Genomic DNA, 14,695 nt, shown 5'->3' with positions numbered 1-14,695 from the left:
AACCACGGGCGACGGTGCGCGTTACGCACGACCCTTGTGAGGATGCACCATGCCAGCTCGCCCAATCGCCTCGACAGCCGCAGCGATCCTGCTCGCCGCCACAAGCATGGCTTACGCCCGGCCGGATGCGCGCACCATGACATGCGAACAGACGCAGCTTCTGATCCAGAGCCGGCGCGCGGTGGTCCTGACCACCGGCCGCAACACCTACGATCGATATGTCCGCCAATACGGCAATGAGTGCGACTGGCCCGACGTGCCTGTCGCCTCCTATGTCCGGACGCTTGACGGTCAATGTCGGGTCCATCGATGTGAGGAGCCGGTTTTCGATTTCCCGGACTGAGAAGCAGCCGGCCTCTGATCCAAGGTCTGTTCGCGCGACGTCTCTTCGCGCGACATCGAGGGGGCCGATGCCCTAGAAGCCGAAGAACTGCCAGCCGATCAGATATCCAAGCGCGACGACCGCCAGGGGAAACAAGGCGGGCGCCAGCCGGCTGAGGGCGGAGCTCCTTGCCGGTTCCTTCGGGGCATTCCTGACGGCGTTTCCGAGATTCTTGGTCATGGTCCAATATAGTAGCAATCGCTGATTAACGATTCCCCAACATGCTGCGCCCGTCCCGGAAACGGGGCGGTTTTTCGCGTCTTCCACGGTACTCGTCGCTCTTGCCGCTCAAACTATCCTGTCAGTCGATTGAACCAGCACGGAGCCGGGCGCGTCGCAGCATACGGGAACCAATCGCCGCCCACCTGCTTTGGCAAGGAGGTGATCCTTCGCGGGAAAGGAGTTCGACGTGAAACCTTTCGAATTCTTGCCAAGTACGCGGATGACGGGCACGCTGATGACGGGGACGCTGATGATGGGCGTGCTGGGTGCACTGGCGTTGGCGGCGCCGGTTGCCGCCCAGACGGAGACACAAGACCAGGCGCCTGCCGGCCCCTGCCAGGCCCAGCCGCAGAACGGCCAGCAGCAGAAGCCGCCCGTCAACAACGGTGCCAGCGACAGCCTGACCGACACGCTTGATCCCTGCAACGGCGTGCTGCAACCGCCGCCGACCGGCGATCAAGGCATGGCCGCACCGCCGCCGGACCAAGGGAAGACACCGGTGCTCAAGCCCGGCGAGGTGCCGGCACAGCCGCCGAAACAATAGATTCGGGCCTTTGCCGCCTCGCGCCTGACGGGTGCCCGACGCCGGCACACTTTTTCGCCTTCGGCCCGGAACATTAGCTCTTGCTAAATGTTCCTCTCGAAGCAGTCGATATCACCCCCTCCGGTATCGCTGCTGATCGGGCAATCCGATCGGCCCGCGTGCCTGCGACAGGAACGCGGGCCACTGTGGTCGCATCAGGGCGGCACCAATGCGGGGATCGAACAGCCGCCGCTACGGAACAAAGAAGGTTGTGTGAGCGTTTTCAATGTGGGCGCGCCGTTCCCGACTGGGGAAGGCGCAGCCCGCAAACAGACAGGAGAAGACGATGAAAATCCACCTTGTTCCTGCCGCCGGGCTGGTTCTGCTCGCCGGTATCGGCGTGGCCACCGCAGACCAGGTGATTGTCACGCCCGAGCAGCAGACAGTCGTCCGCGAATATGTGCAGAAGCACCCGCTGGCGTCGATCAGCCTTTTGGGAGTGGAGCTCAATATCGGTTCCACTTTGCCCGACACGGTTGAACTTCACGAAGTTCCCGACGTCGAGTACAGATACGTGGTCGTCGACGGTCGCACCGTGCTGGTCGACCCCGGCACCCGCAGGATCGTGCAGGTCATCGACTGACCTTCACCCGCCGCTCTCTCGGGAAGACGCAAGAGGGAGCGGCGGCTCGCCGGCAGGCCGCCGGCCGTTGATCGTCTTGTCGCGGGAAGGAGCCATTTTCATGTTGCCCCATGTCCAGTCACGCAATGTGGCCGCATCTGTCGACAAGCTGCTTGCTGAACGGGGCACTGCCCTGTTGTCGATGAAGGAGTTGATTGCAGAGGTTCGTGAGCGAACTGGAACGGAGCGCTCGGACGCGGATCTGGCGGGGCTGATCACCAAAAAGGCGGCGCTTCTCGGTGTCGCGGTTCTGTCCGACCAGGGCTGAAGCCGCCCAAGACGCCGAACGAAATTTCAGCTAAAAGTTGCCGCTCACGGATTTGAGCCGATGGAGGCAACAGTGACGGACGACAGGCAGGAACGCATTCGCCAACGGGCCCACGCGATCTGGGAGCAGGCCGGCCGGCCCGACGGCGCGCACCAGCAGCACTGGGCTCAGGCCACAGCCGAGATCGATGCTGAGGAGAGCAGGCCGAAAGCGAAGGGTCCCGCGACCGGAAAGGCCACCAAGCCAAAAGCTGTCCGACCGCGCAAGAGTTCAGCAAGCTAGAACATAGCGCTTCGGTAACACAGCGTTTCGGCCGCGGGACGAAACTCTGTCCGTGCCGCGGCCGAAAGCGTGAGTCCTGAAATCGCTCTCGGCTACTTGCCGCAGTGGTTGTCGTTGACGGTCGGTGAAACCGTGCCGGGAGCCTTGTTCGTTGCATCCGGCATCGCGCCCTGCGGGCCTATAGGGCAGTTACGATCGGCATTAGAATTCAAGTCGGCGTTTGAATTCAAGTCATCAGGGCCCGCAATAATGCTACCCGTAATCCCGGGATCGACGGCATTCGGCTCGACGAGGTTCCGATCGACCGGGGCAGGGTCGGTGACGACGCTTCTGTCGCTGCCGGGACCCATGTCAGCGTCCGGGTCGCTGGTATTCTGGGCCATCGCAGAGGTGGCCAGACCGGCGGCAAGTACGGACGCTGCGAGAATCTTCGTGAGCATGATTTTTCTCCATTTGTCTCCATTTTCTCGGTTGTCGCCGCATTTGCGACAATAGAAAAAACCGCTCGGGGGTGGTGAAGGTTCCCATAAAATTCCAGCCTGCGACGAACCGTTCGGGATCATCAGAGCAATCCTTGCCCAGGATGGGGAACTCAAAAGCGTGCTGGCCACGAGCCGTTGACATGACCGCCATGTCACGGTATTGAACAGGACTATACAGGTCTACTGAACAGGTATTCCATGACGCGTCGCACGGCTCTGCCGTCTCCCGGTACGGGCAAGCCCGAACGGATCGCCACCGTCCTCGAACACGAGATCCGCTCCGGCGTGCTCGGCTTCGGCGACCGCCTGCAGAGCGAGAACGAGCTCGTCCAGCGCTTTTCCGTCAGCCGCAACACCATCCGCAAGGGTCTCGAGGAACTGTCGAGCCGCGGGCTGATCACCACCAAAGTCGGCATCGGCTCGTTCGTCACCTTCGACGGCATGCCGGTCGACGACGCCGTCGGCTGGTCGCGGGCGCTGGCCAATGCCGGCGCCAATGCCGACACGCGCACGCTCAGGCTCGAAGTCATGCAGGATGCCGAGCTCGCTGCCAGGCTGGGTGTCGAAAGCCCGTTCTTCATCGCCGTTGACCGGGTGCGCAGCAACGCCGATGACGGCCACGCCATCTCGATCGAGCGCAGCCGCTTGCCGCTGTCGCCCGAGCTGGAGGACGTGCCGCTGCGCGGCCTGCGCGAGGGCTCGCTGCACCAGACGCTGCGAGGGGCGGGGCTCGTCCCCGATCACGGCGAGGAGTGGGTCGATATCGAGATGCTGAGCGCCGAGGACGCGGCCATTCTCGATTGCGCGCCCGGCGCGCCGTTCCTGCGCACGCGGCGGTTGACGCGCGCGGCCGATGGCCGCGCCATCGAATTTGTCACCAGCCTTCTCAATCCGGCGCATTTCGCACTTCACCTGGAGTTCTGAGTATGGACACGGCCGAGGCGATCGACCGGGCGATGGGTGCGCTTATCGGCGGTGCGCTGGGCGATGCGCTCGGCATGCCGACGCAGTTGTTGTCGCCGGCCCGCATCGCCGAGCTCTACGGCCACGTCGAGGATTTCGTCGCGCCCGTCGCCGACCATCCCGTCTCGAAAGGCCTGGCCGCCGGCACTGTTACCGACGACACCGAACAGGCGCTGCTGCTCGGCCGTATCCTGGTTGTTTCAGGCGATGGCTTCGATCATACGCGCTGGGTCAATGCGCTGCTCGACTGGGAGCGCGAGGTCAAGGCGCGCGGCAGCTACGACCTGCTCGGGCCTTCGACCAAGCGCGCCATCGACGCCATCAATGGCGGCGTGCCGGCCGAGGAAGCGGGAAGTGGCGGCGACACCAATGGCGCGGCGATGCGGATCGCGCCGGTCGGCATCATGATGCCGCCGGAGCCGCTCGACGCGCTGGTCGCCAAGGTCGCCGAAACCTGCCGCGCCACGCACAACACCTCGATCGCCATTGCTTCAGCCGCAGCCGTCGCTGCCGCCGTCAGCCGCGGCGTTGCCGGCGGCGACTGGCGTGCGGCCTCGGACCGGGCGGTCGTGGCGGCAAGGCAAGGGGCGGCACTCGGACACTGGATCACCGGCGGCGACATTGCCGCGCGTATCGACTGGGCGAGGAGCCTCGTTCGCGGCAAGGCTGTCACTGACGGCATCCGGCTCATCGTCGACCTGGTCGGCACCGGCGTCGCCAGCCAGGAATCGGTTCCGGCGGCCTTCGCGGTGCTGGAAATAGCCGGCGGCGATCCCTGGCTGGCGGCCGTCATCAGCGCCAATCTCGGCGGCGACACCGACACGATCGGCGCCATTGCCGCCGGCATGGCAGGCGCCTGCGCCGGCTTTTCCCGATTGCCGCGGGAACACATCAACCGGCTCATAGGCCTCGACATTGCGCAGGTGCGCGCGCTCGCCGCCGACCTGGTCGCGGCGCGGATGGCGAAAAGCATTTCAGGCAAGGACGCGGCGGCATGAGCGGGCGTCTCGTCCATATCGGCAGCGCGGTGGTCGACTATGTCTACCGCATCGACGCCTTGCCGGCGCCCGGCACCGAGAAAACCGCATCGAGCTTTGCCCAGGTCGCCGGCGGCGGCTTCAACATGATGGTCGCGGTCAGCCGCACCGGTATGAAAGTGGTGTTCGGCGGCCAACTCGGCAGCGGACCGAATGGTGACTTCCTGCGCGCCGCCCTCGCGGCGGAAGGCATCGCAACGCTGACCCCGGCATCCACCATGATGGACAGCGGCAATTGCGTCGCCATGATCAGCGGCGACGCCGAGCGCACCTTCGTGTCATGGCCTGGTGCCGAGAGTGTGCTCAGCCTCGGCATGATGGCGCCCGTCCGGGTTGCGCCGGGGGATTGGGTGTTCGCCTCCGGCTACACGCTGAGCTATGTCGGCAGCCGCGATGCGCTGGCCGACTGGATCGAGGCGCTGCCGGCGGAAATTCCCTTCGTCTTCGATCCGACGCCTGTTATATCAGACATCCCGCGCACCATTCTCGACCGGGTGCTGGCGCGCACGAGCTGGCTGAGCTGCAACATCGTAGAAGCGGCCGAGATCGCCGGCCCCGGCGATGTCGAAGCTATTGCTGCCGGGCTTCTTTCCAACCACAGTCCGAGCGCCGAGGGGGTCGTCATCCGCGCCGGGGCAAAAGGCTGCTTCGTGCGGTTGGCTGACGGCACCGCGCAGGCCGTGCCCGGTTTTAAGGTCGCCGCCGTCGATACCAACGGCGCCGGCGACACCCATATCGGCGCCTTCGTCAGCGCGCTTTCGCGCGGCGTGCCGCCCTTCGAAGCGGCGCGCTACGCCAATGCGGCGGCGGCGCTCTCGGTCACCCGCCATGGCGGATCATCGGCGCCGACCGACCAGGAGATCCAGACATTCCTCGGCTATGACGATCGATCCGTGCACGGCCGGAAGCAAGAGGCCCATTTGTGACAGCCTAAATGACGCAACAAGCCCGCCAACCGGGCAAAACAATGAGAGGAACGAACATGCGCATGCCAAAACTGACTGCTTTTCTGACGGCGACTGCCGTCTTCACCTCCGCGCTGACGCTGGCCGCCACTGCCGCTGAAGTGCATGTGCTCAACTGGAAGGGCTACGGGGCCGACGAGCCCTGGGCCATCGCGGCCTTCGAGAAGGCGACCGGCAACAAGGTCGTCAACGACTTCTTCAATTCCGAACAGGAAATGCTGACCAAGCTGAGGACCAATCCCGGCCTCTACGACGTCGTCATGATCAACGCAGCCTTCAACGACCAGGCGATGGCGGAAAAGCTGATCCAGCCGATCGACGTTGCCAATATTCCCAATTACGCCGACATCAGCCCGGACAAGGCGGGATCGCCGATGCTCGTTCGTGACGGCAAGGTCTATGGCGTGCCATGGGTGTGGGGCTTGACCGCGCTCGCCATCAACGAGAAGTCCTTCGAGACGCCGCCGACCAGCATCACCGAAATGTGGAACGAGGCCCATAAGGGCCGCGTGGTCATTCGCGACGACGCGGTCGAAGCGGTTCAGTTCGGCGCCATCGCCACCGGCCAGAACATCAACGACATCAAGGACATGGAAGCCGTCAAGGCGAAGCTGACCTCGCTGATGCCGCAGATCAAGACATTCTGGAGCTCGGAGAACGATTGGAACCAGATGGTCGCCTCCAACCAGATCGACATCGGCACCTACTGGAGCGGTTCGGCCGACCGCGCCAAGACGCATTTCAAGCTGCCGGTCTCGCTGGTCATCCCAAGGGAAGGCGCCGTCGCCTGGCTCGACGCCTTTTCCATTCCGGTCGGCTCCAAGAATGTCGCCGGCGCCGAGGCGTTCATCAACTACATGATCGATCCCGGCTTCTACGTTGAATGGGTCACCAAGGTCGGCGCGCCGGTCTCGGCCAACACCAAGGCGGTTGCAGCGCTTCCCGAAGATGCGTTCAACCGCAAGGTGATGGGCGATCCCGATGTCGCCAAGCGCATCCAGTTCCAGGCGCCCATCACCGATGCGCAGCGCGAGGCCTATCTGGCGCTGTGGCAAGAGCTCAAGGTCAACGTGAAGTAGCGGGCGGGCTTTCGGGGAGAGGCATATGGCGGAACAGGTCGCGACCGGTTCGAGGAGCGGATTGCGATCGGCTTTGCCCCTGCTTCTGCCCGCTTATCTGTGGCTGACGGTGGCGATCTTCCTGCCGCTGTCGGCCATGGTCTTCTTCTCCTCCATGACCGAGCTGCCGCTGTCGGGGAAGGCGTGGTCGTTCACGCTGGAGAACTACGCCACCTTCTTCTCAGAGCGGCTGTATTTGACGCTGCTGCTGGCGTCGCTCAGGCTCGGGCTTGAGGTGACCCTGTGGTGCGTCGTCATCGGCTTTCCCGCAGCCTATGTGCTGGCCAAGGTGCTGAAAGGGCGCAGCCGCGAGGCGATCTTCCTGCTCGTCATCCTGCCGTTCTGGTCGAACGGGCTGGTGCGCATCTTCTCCTGGGCGATGGTGCTGCGCGAGGGCGGCATTCTCGACACCGCGCTCAACGCCGTGCTGCCGTTCAAGATCAACATCGACCTGATGTATTCGTATCCGGCCGTCGTCATCGGGCTGGTGCATTCCTACGTGCCCTACATGGTGCTGACCTGTTACCTCACGCTGCAGGCCATCGACGACTCGCTGATCGAGGCAGGGCGCTCGCTCGGCGCCTCAAGGCTGCAGATGCTGAGGCGGGTGATCATCCCGCTGTCCATGCCGGGGCTGGTGGCGGGCGCAGCGCTGATCTTCGTGCCCGTCGTCGGCTCCTTCATGGAGCCGCGTATCCTCGGCGGGCGCACCGGTACCTTCTACGGAACGGTCATCGAGGATCAGTTCGTCGCCGTCTTCAACTGGCCGCTGGGCGCAGCGCTGTCCTTCATCCTGCTGGCCGTCGTCCTGGTCATTCTTGCGCTGACATCGCCGGTGCTCAGGAGGGCCGCCTGATGGCGACGACCCGTATCCTCGAATGGCTTGGCCGGCTCTACATCTGGCTTCTGCTCGCCTTCCTCTATCTCCCGATCGTCATCATGGCGCTGATGTCGTTCAACGTCTCGCCCTTCTACCAATTGCCGTTCGAATGGACGACTGAATGGTACGCGTCGCTGTGGCAGAACGACCAGCTGATCTCCGCAACCTCGAACAGCATAGAGATCGCCGTCATCACCACCATCCTTTGCACCGCGCTCGGTACGGCGGCGTCGCTGGCGTTCTATCGCTACGAATTTCGCGGCAAGAAATTCCTGCAAGCGCTGCTGTTTCCGCCGATCGCCATTCCGTGGCTGATCACCGGCACGGCGATGCTGATCTTCTTCTTCGGCGTCGGCATCGGGCGTGGTCTGTTCGCAATCCTGCTCGGCCATGTGGCGCTGGCGCTGCCCTATGTCATCGTCGTCGTCTCGGCACGGCTGCAGACCTTTGCGCCGGAACTGGAAGAGGCGGCGCGATCGCTCGGCGCCAACCAGTGGCAGGTGACGCGGCGCGTGACGTTGCCCTGGATCATGCCGGGCGTCATCGCCGGCGGGCTGTTCGCCTTTGCCGTATCGTTCGACCAGTTCGTGGTGTCCTACTTCCTGTCGACGCCGGGTCAGACAACCTTGCCAGTCGAGATCTACGCCGCGATCCGCAAGGGTTTCACGCCCGAGATCAACGCGGTCTCGACGATCATCATCGTCGTCTCGATGGCGCTGATGCTGCTTACGGCACGTTTCTTCAAATTCGGCGGAGAGAAATAATGGCCGGCGTTCAGGTATCGAATTTGTCGCGCAATTTCGGGGCGCACAAGGCACTGGATGACGTCTCCATCGATTTTGCCGACGGTGGTTTCTATGCACTGCTTGGGCCCTCGGGCAGCGGCAAGACCACGCTGCTGCGGCAAATCGCGGGCTTCGATTTCCCCGACTCGGGCCGCATCGCGATCGGCGGCGAGAGCGTCGAGCGGGTGCCGGTCGAGAGGCGGCGTATCGGCATGGTGTTTCAGAACTATGCGCTGTTTCCCAATATGAGCGTGGCCGACAATGTTGCCTTCGGCCTGTCGGTGCGTGGCGAAGCCAAGGCAACTATTGCAAGCGAGGTGCAGCGCGCGCTCGATCTGGTACAACTCAGCAAGCTCGGCGGCCGCCGGCCGCACCAGCTGTCCGGCGGTCAGCGCCAGCGGGTTGCGCTGGCCCGCGCCATCGTCACCAAGCCGCGTGTGCTTTTGCTCGACGAACCACTCGGCGCGCTCGACAAGGCGCTGCGGGTAGACATGCAGATCGAACTGAAGCGTATCCAGCGCGAGATCGGCATCACCACCATCTTCGTCACCCACGACCAGGAAGAAGCGCTCACGATGAGCGACCGCATCGGTATCCTGCGCGATGGCCGGCTGGTGCAGGAAGGGCCGCCGGAGGAGATCTACGACAGCCCGAAAAGCGAATTCGCCGCCACCTTCCTCGGCGATGCCAACATCTTTCGCGGCGAGACCACAGGCGTCGGTATCCGGCTGCCCGACGGCACGACGATCGCCGCCCGGGCAGGGGCGACGCTTGCCGCCGGCGCCAAGGCCAGCTGCGCGGTGCGGCCCGAACGCATCCGCATCGCCATCGATTCCGGAAGCGCGGACCAGGCCAATGGCAATGTGCTCCGTGGCCAAGTTTCCAAGCGTATCTTCGCCGGCAACAACAGTACGTATTTCGTCGAACGCGACGGCCAGACGCTCAAGGTCATCGTGCAGAACACCGGCGCTGACAGGCTGGCGGAAGGCCAGGAGGTGCTGCTGCGCTGGTCGCCGAAGAGTACGGTGCTGATCGCCGCGAACTGATCTTGCCAGGCGGACTGCAATCAGTGAGAGCATGGTCGGGCATAGTGAGGAAAGCGGAACACCCGATGGCGCTTGAATTGACGGCGGGCGACCAGTCGATGCTGCAGGGCGAGCACGGCCCGGCCGTGGCCGCAGCGATGAAGATCCTGGTCGCCTTTTCGAAGGCGGTCGGCGCGCGCAAGCTGCTGGATATTGCCGGTGCCCACATCGACGGCTGCCTCTATCACGGCCAGGCCGGTCTCGATTTCGTCGAGAGGCTGGTCGAGGGCGGTGGCAGCGTTCGGGTGCCCACCACATTGAATGTCGGTTCGTTCGACCTCATCCATCCCGGCCTGGTGAAGATGCCGGCCGCCGAAGAAGTGCCGGCGCGGCGGCTGATGAAGGCGCATCTGGAGCTCGGCTGTCAGGCGACCTTCACCTGCGCGCCCTATCAGACGCGGTTCCGGCCGGCTTTCGGCGAGCAGATCGCCTGGGGCGAGTCCAACGCCATCGTCTTTGCCAATTCGGTGATTGGAGCGCGGACCAATCGCTATGGTGATTTCATCGATTTGTGCTGCGCGATGACCGGGCGGGCGCCGGCCTGGGGGCTGCATTTGAGCGAAAACCGGCGCGGCCAGATGCTGTTCGAGCTGACCGGTTCTTTCGAGCCTACCGACGCCCTGTTCGTTGGCGTCGGGCTGATCATCGGGCAGGCGAGTGGCGACCGCATCCCGGTGATATCGGGCCTGCCGCAGCCGCGCGACGAGGACCAGCTGAAGGCGCTGGGTGCGGCGGCGGCAACGACGGGCGCGGTGGCACTGTTTCATGCGGTCGGCATCACGCCGGAAGCAAAGACGCTCGACGAGGCGTTTCGCGGCAAGGCGCCGGAGGAGACGATCCGGATCTCTCGCGCCGACATCGATCATGCTCTGGCCAGGCTGTCCAGCGTCCCCGACGGTGCGCCGCTTGCGGCCGTATCGCTCGGCACGCCGCATTTTTCCCATCACGAGTGGATGCGCCTGCTGCCGATGCTGCGCCATATCGCGCCGTGCAGGGGCGTCCCGATCTATGTCAACACCGGGCGCGCGACGCTGACGCGGCTTCAGAACGAGGGCGAGCTGGAGAGTGTGAAGGCGTTCAACCTCATTCCAGTGACCGATACCTGCACCTATGTCACCACCATTATCGAGCGCCTCGACGGCGTGGTGATGACCAACTCCGGCAAATGGGCGCATTACGCCCCCGGCAATATCGGCGTCTCGGTGGCGTTCGGCGAGATGGAGGACTGCATCCGCTCGGCAGCGGTCGGGCACGTCGTGAGGGGTGCGCCATGAGTGAACAGGCAAGTCGAGCCCTGAAAAGTCGAGCCCTGAACAGAGTTGGCAGTTTCCAGCTTGCCGGCGAGGCACAAGGCTCGGCGCTGGTGCTGTCGCAAGCGCTCAGTTTCTGGGGCGGCCTGGACATCGAGACGGGCGACATCATCGACCGTTCGCATCCTGGTCTTGGCCAAAATGTCGCTGCCAAGATCCTGGTGATGGCTTCCGGGCGGGGATCTTCGTCCTCGTCCTCGGTTCTGGCCGAGGCGATCCGCAGGGGCACGGCGCCGGCCGGCATTATCCTGCAGCGGCCCGACCCGATCCTGGCCGTCGGCGCCATCGTCGCCGAGTTTCTCTACGATGTCAGCATGCCGCTGGTCGTCTGCGACATATCAGGCATTGTTTCCGGCGACCGGATCGCGATCGGCCTTGGCGAGGATGCGCAAGCGATCGTGAGCAGGATCCAGCCGGCCATCGGTCCTGCCGCGCCACGTCGCCAATAGGCCGCAGTCCAGCGTCTCGTCGCGGCCGAGCGTGCCGCGCCAGTGTTCGCGAACGATCCTCGCGGCAGCCGCTTCCGCCGCGAACCAGCCGAACGCCGAACCGTTTGCATGCGGAGGAGATCCCGGTCCTCCTCGTCCCGTAGACAACAGCCCGCACGGCATCGAGCTCAAGATTACCCTGATCGCCGCAGCCACAGCCCCACTTGCTGGCGCGGCCTTTCTTATCCAGGAACTTCCGTTCAGATCTCCGGGATGCTTTCCCTGAAGATCACCTGCAGCCTTGGCTGGTGCAGTTCGTAGGGCAAGCCCCTGACCGCATGGGTCAAGGTGTTGAGCGCTTCGCGGGCCTCGACGCGCGGATTCTGGTCGATGACCGCGTCGAGCGTGCCGTCGAGCAGAAGCTCCTTGGTGCCTTCCGTCACCTCATGGCCGAGAAACACGGTCGACAGCGCCCGCCCTCGTTCCCTGAGCGCCCGGGCGATGCCGGTGTTGCCAGCGCCGACATTGTAGATCGCGGCCAGGTCCGGGTGCCGGTCCAGCAGGGCGGAGGCCTCCGCATAGGCCTTTTCCCGGTCGTCCAGCATCTCGCGCATCTCGACGATCTGCAGATTGGGCGATTCTTCCGTGAGGATGTGGCGGAACCCCATCTCGCGTTCCTCATGGCCGCGATAGGAGAGCGAGCCGGCGAACAGCGCGACCTTGCCCGGACGGTCAGCGCCCATGAAGCGATTGAGCAGATAGCCGGCGAGCCGGCCGGCAGCGCGGTTGTCGATGCCGATATAGGCGACCCTCGGCACATGCAGGATGTCGGACGCGATGGTGACGACCTTGACGCCGCTGGCCGACAGCGAGCGGATTGCCTCACGGACGGTCGGATGATCGAGCGCAATGACGCCGACACCTTGCGTCTGGCCGCGCAATTCCTGCAGCAGGCGGGCAAGTCGGTCGGGATTGAAGCCTTCGATCGTGGCGACGCGCACGTCGAGGTCCGGCCGCGACTGCGCCTGCGCCTCGATATGCCGGTGCAGCATCTTGATGAAGGAATTGGTGCCGGCGGGCAGGGCGAAATCGAGCCGTATGACATCGCCGCGCAGCGCGTTGCGCGGGGTCGGGCCGTTCGAATTTTCCGCGATGTAGCCAAGCCGCTGCGCCGTTTCAAGTACGACTTCGCGGGTGCGCGCCCTGACCCCGGCGCGGTTGTTGAGCACACGATCGACCGTGGCGGCTGAAACGCCGGCTTCCCGGGCTATGTCTGTCAGGGTGGACCGCATAGTCGATCACCTTACTGCTAGTGCGCTACAGGCGCATCAAAACCGCGGATTAACGGATGTACGTCGGACGACGACTTCATTCCCATCCGCGATTCTGATGGGAAATGATGTATCCGGCCTTAGCCGATGCGCAAGCCGGCGCGCTACACCAAATCGTCGAGCCGGATCGAAAAGGGTAGGCGACTGCGCACGGTTCCCTCAAATTCAAGCACCAGGTACCGTAGAGTGACCTCGTTAGACTGCATTCTCTCCCTCATTTGCGATGTTATGACGTGTTTTGAGTATCTATGATGTTGACAGCCTTCCCAAAGCGTCGTCAATATCCATCAGAAGGGCCGTGGAGGAACAAGGCCCCGAGGGAGGACTTCCAATGTCTGATATGATCGGCATGTCGCGGCGCCGTTTGCTGGCGTCCGGTGGAAAGGCGGCAGTGCTTGTTGCCGCCGCAGGTATCGCACCGAAATTCATTCGTCCCAGCCGCGCCTATGCGGCCGATGCGCTCGCGCCGGGCATGATCGGCGGCCCGACGGGCTTCGACGGCTCAGAGCGTTATCAGTATGGGCCTGATACGCCGGAAGGCCGCGCCATCGAGGCGGCAAAGGCGATGAAGGGCGCCGGCAAGGCGCCTGCCAAAATCGTGCTCGGCCTGTCCGACGGCTCGATCGGCCAGCTGACGCAGCCATTTCCTGCCGGCGCGCCTTCGATCAAGGACCTGTGGGAGAAGGAAACCGGCATTCCGCTCGAGATCGTCGGCGTTCCGAACGGCCAGGAATTCACCAAGACGATGCAGGACATCTCCACCAAGGGTGGGGCCTATGATATCTACGCGGTGGAATGGAACCGTCTCGGCGATCTCGCCGAAACCGGCGGCATCCTGAAGCTCGACGACTTCGTCGCCCAGTACAAGCCGGAATGGGACGATCCCGAGCGCGGCTATGTCAACGGCGCCAAGGGCGTCTCGCTGCTCAACCAGTATCGCGGCTCGACCTATGGCGTGTCGCTGGATGGCGATTTCCAGACCTGGGTCTACCGCACCGATCTGTTCGGCGACGCGGCCGAAAAGAAAGCCTTCTCCGACAAGCATGGCTACGAATTGGCGCCGCCGAAGACCTGGAAGCAGCATGACGAGATCGCGGCCTTCTTCCAGCGCCCGGACAAGGGCTTGTTCGGCTCAACCGATCTGCGCAACCAGGGCTGGGGCTATACCAATTGGTATCAGCGTTATGTCTCAATGGCTTCGCCCAATCAGTTCCTGTTCGACGACACCGGCAAGCCGCTGATCAATTCGGAGCAAGGCATCGCTGCGACCAACGAGTACATCGCCTCGCTGGCCCATCATTCGCCGGACGCGATCTCCTGGGGCTGGCCGGAGCAGTACGGCAATTTCGCCAAGGGCGGCGCCGCCATGACCTGCGCCTTCTCCAACCTGCCGAAATTCCTCGACAATGCCGGTAACAAGGATTCGCAGGTCACCGGCAAGATCGGCTCGATGCTGCCGCCCGGCCGCGAGATCGACGGGAAGCTGATCAGCCGTTCGGTGCTGTGGCTGAACCTCTCGGCTTCGGTCTCCTCGCAGGCCAAGAATCCGGAGGCCTGTTACCTGTTCCTGCAGTGGTTGGGATCGAGCCGGATCTATGCCTGGATGACCGCCAATCCTGGCGGCTATTTCGATCCGTTCCGGCTGTCAGATTTCTCCGACCCGCTGGTCCGCCAGACCTATCACGCCTACCACATGGATGTGGTGCGCGAGACGGTCGCCCGCACCGTGCCGACCATCAACTATCCCGGCGCCACCGCCTTCCACAATGCGCTGGACGAGAACCTCGTCGCAGCACTTACCAAGGCCAAGACCGCCGAGCAGGCGATGGCCGACACCGAGGCCGAATGGAAGAAGATCGCCCGCCGCACCGGCGAGGAGAAGCTTCTCGAAGCCATCAAGACCAACAAGGAAGCCTGGCCTACTGTTCTCGATCCGGTCAGCTGATCCTGCT

Annotated in this window: 18 protein-coding genes; 15 read left to right on the top strand and 3 right to left on the bottom strand. The window is 63.9% G+C overall.

Going from position 1 to position 14,695, the window contains the following annotated elements:
* Nucleotides 1-49: 49 nt before the first annotated feature.
* Nucleotides 50-343 carry a hypothetical protein gene (locus tag ACWTU7_RS24140; protein WP_455840591.1) on the top strand — a complete coding sequence of 98 codons (294 nt, stop codon included), beginning with the start codon at nt 50-52 and terminating at the stop codon, nt 341-343.
* A 72-nt stretch (nt 344-415) separates the two neighbouring features.
* Here the strand turns inward: ACWTU7_RS24140 and ACWTU7_RS24135 are convergent, their stop codons facing one another.
* Complete coding sequence (locus tag ACWTU7_RS24135) at nt 416-562, bottom strand: hypothetical protein (protein ID WP_084831392.1); 147 nt, start codon at nt 560-562, stop codon at nt 416-418.
* Nucleotides 563-791: 229 nt separating this feature from the next.
* On the opposite strand from ACWTU7_RS24135, the gene ACWTU7_RS24130 reads away from it, so the two are divergent.
* From ACWTU7_RS24130 to ACWTU7_RS24115, 4 genes are all read left to right on the top strand, one after another.
* Complete coding sequence (locus ACWTU7_RS24130; RefSeq protein WP_455840592.1) at nt 792-1,148, top strand: hypothetical protein; 357 nt, start codon at nt 792-794, stop codon at nt 1,146-1,148.
* A 325-nt stretch (nt 1,149-1,473) separates the two neighbouring features.
* Nucleotides 1,474-1,770: a DUF1236 domain-containing protein gene (locus tag ACWTU7_RS24125; protein ID WP_455840593.1), complete on the top strand. Its 297-nt coding sequence runs from the start codon at nt 1,474-1,476 to the stop codon at nt 1,768-1,770.
* A gap of 100 nt (nt 1,771-1,870) precedes the next feature.
* Nucleotides 1,871-2,077: a hypothetical protein gene (locus tag ACWTU7_RS24120; protein WP_095518752.1), complete on the top strand. Its 207-nt coding sequence runs from the start codon at nt 1,871-1,873 to the stop codon at nt 2,075-2,077.
* Between the two features lie 60 nt (nt 2,078-2,137).
* Nucleotides 2,138-2,359 carry a DUF2934 domain-containing protein gene (locus ACWTU7_RS24115; RefSeq protein WP_455840594.1) on the top strand — a complete coding sequence of 74 codons (222 nt, stop codon included), beginning with the start codon at nt 2,138-2,140 and terminating at the stop codon, nt 2,357-2,359.
* A 92-nt stretch (nt 2,360-2,451) separates the two neighbouring features.
* Here the strand turns inward: ACWTU7_RS24115 and ACWTU7_RS24110 are convergent, their stop codons facing one another.
* The gene (locus ACWTU7_RS24110) at nt 2,452-2,922 is read right to left on the bottom strand and encodes a hypothetical protein (RefSeq protein ID WP_455840595.1); all 471 of its coding nucleotides are present in this window, start codon (nt 2,920-2,922) and stop codon (nt 2,452-2,454) included.
* Nucleotides 2,923-3,039: 117 nt separating this feature from the next.
* Between ACWTU7_RS24110 and ACWTU7_RS24105 the strand changes: the two genes are divergently transcribed.
* From ACWTU7_RS24105 to ACWTU7_RS24065, 9 genes are all read left to right on the top strand, one after another.
* A complete protein-coding gene (locus ACWTU7_RS24105) occupies nt 3,040-3,765 on the top strand; it encodes a GntR family transcriptional regulator (protein WP_455840596.1) in 726 nt (241 codons plus the stop codon).
* Between the two features lie 2 nt (nt 3,766-3,767).
* On the top strand, nt 3,768-4,802 hold the full coding sequence (locus tag ACWTU7_RS24100; RefSeq protein WP_455840597.1) for an ADP-ribosylglycohydrolase family protein: 1,035 nt from the start codon (nt 3,768-3,770) through the stop codon (nt 4,800-4,802).
* The gene (locus tag ACWTU7_RS24095; RefSeq protein ID WP_455840598.1) at nt 4,799-5,767 is read left to right on the top strand and encodes a PfkB family carbohydrate kinase; all 969 of its coding nucleotides are present in this window, start codon (nt 4,799-4,801) and stop codon (nt 5,765-5,767) included. Before ACWTU7_RS24100 ends, ACWTU7_RS24095 begins: the two co-directional genes overlap by 4 nt.
* A 56-nt stretch (nt 5,768-5,823) precedes the next feature.
* Nucleotides 5,824-6,885 (top strand): ABC transporter substrate-binding protein, encoded by a 1,062-nt coding sequence (locus tag ACWTU7_RS24090; protein WP_127211141.1) that lies wholly within the window; start codon nt 5,824-5,826, stop codon nt 6,883-6,885.
* A gap of 25 nt (nt 6,886-6,910) precedes the next feature.
* Nucleotides 6,911-7,780, top strand: coding sequence for an ABC transporter permease (locus ACWTU7_RS24085; RefSeq protein WP_287335821.1), 870 nt, complete (start codon nt 6,911-6,913; stop codon nt 7,778-7,780).
* Nucleotides 7,780-8,568 (top strand): ABC transporter permease, encoded by a 789-nt coding sequence (locus ACWTU7_RS24080; RefSeq protein WP_095518747.1) that lies wholly within the window; start codon nt 7,780-7,782, stop codon nt 8,566-8,568. The genes ACWTU7_RS24085 and ACWTU7_RS24080 overlap by 1 nt, the downstream gene beginning before the upstream one ends.
* Complete coding sequence (locus ACWTU7_RS24075; RefSeq protein WP_455840599.1) at nt 8,568-9,635, top strand: ABC transporter ATP-binding protein; 1,068 nt, start codon at nt 8,568-8,570, stop codon at nt 9,633-9,635. Before ACWTU7_RS24080 ends, ACWTU7_RS24075 begins: the two co-directional genes overlap by 1 nt.
* 65 nt (nt 9,636-9,700) lie before the next feature.
* Entirely contained in the window at nt 9,701-10,948 is a 1,248-nt protein-coding gene (locus ACWTU7_RS24070) for an aconitase X (RefSeq protein WP_455840600.1), read from the top strand.
* On the top strand, nt 10,945-11,433 hold the full coding sequence (locus ACWTU7_RS24065; protein WP_128340974.1) for an aconitase X swivel domain-containing protein: 489 nt from the start codon (nt 10,945-10,947) through the stop codon (nt 11,431-11,433). The genes ACWTU7_RS24070 and ACWTU7_RS24065 overlap by 4 nt, the downstream gene beginning before the upstream one ends.
* Before the next feature lie 239 nt (nt 11,434-11,672).
* On the opposite strand, the gene ACWTU7_RS24060 is transcribed toward ACWTU7_RS24065, so the two are convergent.
* Nucleotides 11,673-12,704 (bottom strand): LacI family DNA-binding transcriptional regulator, encoded by a 1,032-nt coding sequence (locus tag ACWTU7_RS24060; RefSeq protein ID WP_455840601.1) that lies wholly within the window; start codon nt 12,702-12,704, stop codon nt 11,673-11,675.
* A gap of 370 nt (nt 12,705-13,074) precedes the next feature.
* Between ACWTU7_RS24060 and ACWTU7_RS24055 the strand changes: the two genes are divergently transcribed.
* Nucleotides 13,075-14,688 (top strand): extracellular solute-binding protein, encoded by a 1,614-nt coding sequence (locus ACWTU7_RS24055; protein ID WP_455840602.1) that lies wholly within the window; start codon nt 13,075-13,077, stop codon nt 14,686-14,688.
* Nucleotides 14,689-14,695: the final 7 nt, after the last annotated feature.

It is taken from the genome of Mesorhizobium sp. BHscii (genome assembly GCF_053848065.1).
Note: the sequence above shows the minus strand (reverse complement) of the source record. Positions and strands in the feature narration are given on the sequence as shown.

Coding starts and splice junctions, on each gene's coding strand:
- ACWTU7_RS24140 (WP_455840591.1), top strand. CDS start 50: ATGCCAGCTCGCCCAATCGCCTCGACAGCCGCAGCGATCCTGCTCGCC.
- ACWTU7_RS24135 (WP_084831392.1), bottom strand. CDS start 562: ATGACCAAGAATCTCGGAAACGCCGTCAGGAATGCCCCGAAGGAACCG.
- ACWTU7_RS24125 (WP_455840593.1), top strand. CDS start 1,474: ATGAAAATCCACCTTGTTCCTGCCGCCGGGCTGGTTCTGCTCGCCGGT.
- ACWTU7_RS24120 (WP_095518752.1), top strand. CDS start 1,871: ATGTTGCCCCATGTCCAGTCACGCAATGTGGCCGCATCTGTCGACAAG.
- ACWTU7_RS24115 (WP_455840594.1), top strand. CDS start 2,138: ATGGAGGCAACAGTGACGGACGACAGGCAGGAACGCATTCGCCAACGG.
- ACWTU7_RS24110 (WP_455840595.1), bottom strand. CDS start 2,922: ATGATCCCGAACGGTTCGTCGCAGGCTGGAATTTTATGGGAACCTTCA.
- ACWTU7_RS24105 (WP_455840596.1), top strand. CDS start 3,040: ATGACGCGTCGCACGGCTCTGCCGTCTCCCGGTACGGGCAAGCCCGAA.
- ACWTU7_RS24100 (WP_455840597.1), top strand. CDS start 3,768: ATGGACACGGCCGAGGCGATCGACCGGGCGATGGGTGCGCTTATCGGC.
- ACWTU7_RS24095 (WP_455840598.1), top strand. CDS start 4,799: ATGAGCGGGCGTCTCGTCCATATCGGCAGCGCGGTGGTCGACTATGTC.
- ACWTU7_RS24090 (WP_127211141.1), top strand. CDS start 5,824: ATGCGCATGCCAAAACTGACTGCTTTTCTGACGGCGACTGCCGTCTTC.
- ACWTU7_RS24085 (WP_287335821.1), top strand. CDS start 6,911: ATGGCGGAACAGGTCGCGACCGGTTCGAGGAGCGGATTGCGATCGGCT.
- ACWTU7_RS24080 (WP_095518747.1), top strand. CDS start 7,780: ATGGCGACGACCCGTATCCTCGAATGGCTTGGCCGGCTCTACATCTGG.
- ACWTU7_RS24075 (WP_455840599.1), top strand. CDS start 8,568: ATGGCCGGCGTTCAGGTATCGAATTTGTCGCGCAATTTCGGGGCGCAC.
- ACWTU7_RS24070 (WP_455840600.1), top strand. CDS start 9,701: ATGGCGCTTGAATTGACGGCGGGCGACCAGTCGATGCTGCAGGGCGAG.
- ACWTU7_RS24065 (WP_128340974.1), top strand. CDS start 10,945: ATGAGTGAACAGGCAAGTCGAGCCCTGAAAAGTCGAGCCCTGAACAGA.
- ACWTU7_RS24060 (WP_455840601.1), bottom strand. CDS start 12,704: ATGCGGTCCACCCTGACAGACATAGCCCGGGAAGCCGGCGTTTCAGCC.
- ACWTU7_RS24055 (WP_455840602.1), top strand. CDS start 13,075: ATGTCTGATATGATCGGCATGTCGCGGCGCCGTTTGCTGGCGTCCGGT.